The organism is Lysinibacillus sp. NPDC093688 (assembly GCF_050280145.1).
Lineage (GTDB): Bacteria > Bacillota > Bacilli > Bacillales_A > Planococcaceae > Lysinibacillus > Lysinibacillus xylanilyticus_B.
Window position 1 is genome coordinate 1 of the sequence record NZ_JBNNUX010000104.1, and the last position, 1,445, is coordinate 1,445.

Here is a 1,445-nt window from a genome sequence, read left to right on the forward strand (position 1 = left end):
TGAACTGCTCCCCAATTGTTAGACACATCTAACAATTGGAGGTGCAGTTTTTTTATGGTCAAATATACTGCCGAAGATAGATTACAAGCTGTTGAGCGTTACTTAAGTGGAAAGGAAAGTTCCTATGATTTAGCTAAATCTATGGGGACTGATAATAAAGCAATTCTTAAATGGGTTAAGCAATATGAATACAATGGTGTTGAAGCTTTTATTAAGCCATATACAAATTACACACTAGAGTTTAAAATGGATGTACTAAATTTTATGATTGAAAATGGTACGTCCTTAAACGAAACGGCAGCGATTTTTAAAATACCTGCCCCTTCAACAATTAGTGCTTGGAGAAAGCAATATGAAACTCAAGGATTAGATGCCCTTCAATCAAAGAAAAAGGGGCGTCCATCCATGAAAAAAGAATTCAATAAACAATCGAAACAAGCACCAGTTAAAGGCTCTACCGAAGCACTTGAAGCACGTATTAAGCAACTAGAAATGGAAAACGAGTATTTAAAAAAGTTGAATGCCTTAGTTCAACACAAGGAAAAATCACCAAACAAGACAAAGTAAAAGTAGTCTATGAGTTAAGGCATAAATATCCGGTGAAAGCACTTGTAAAACTCGCTGGTATTCCACGAAGTACGTACTATGATTTAGTAAAACGTATGAATCGACCGGATCCAGATGCCGATTTAAAAGCAGAAATAAAGGCGATTTATGAAGAACATGAAGGGCGTTATGGCTATCGCCGTATTCGTGATGAACTAGCGAATCGTGGACAAAAAGTGAATCACAAAAAAGTGCAACGCATCATGAAAGAGCTTGGTTTAAAATGCTTAGTACGTATGAAAAAATATAAATCCTATAAAGGAAACGTTGGCAAAATTGCGCCCAATACTTTAGACCGCAATTTTAAAGCGGATGCCCCAAATGAAAAGTGGGTAACAGACATTACGGAGTTTAAATTATTCGGTGAGAAACTTTATTTATCGCCAGTTTTAGATTTATTTAACGGGGAAATTATCACGTATACAATTGGTTCTAGACCAACCTATTCACTTGTTTCAGATATGTTGGACAAAGCGTTCGAACGTTTACCTGAGCACCATCAGCTACTCATGCATTCCGATCAGGGCTGGCATTATCAAATGAAGAAATATCGTCGCGCCCTAGAATCAAGAGGGATTGTTCAAAGTATGTCTCGTAAAGGAAACTGTTACGACAACTCTGTCATGGAGAATTTCTTTGGCATTATGAAATCTGAATTCCTTTACATGAAGGAGTTTGAAAGTATAGAGCATTTTAAAATAGAATTAGAAAAATATATCAATTACTATAATACGAAACGGATCAAGGCAAAATTAAAAATGAGTCCGGTGCAATACCGAACTCATTTTACCCAAGCTGCCTAATGAAATAACCGTGTCTAACTTTTAGGGGTCACTTCA

General features: G+C 36.3%; 1 protein-coding gene. It reads left to right on the forward strand.

All coding sequences use genetic code 11. From position 1 onward, the window contains the following. The first annotated feature begins 54 nt into the window (after nt 1–54). A protein-coding gene (locus ACQKN2_RS25255) for an IS3 family transposase (protein WP_427417367.1) occupies nt 55–1,409 on the forward strand; the annotation gives its coding sequence in 2 pieces (ribosomal slippage) (nt 55–508 and nt 508–1,409; 1,356 coding nt in all). Nucleotides 1,410–1,445: the final 36 nt, after the last annotated feature.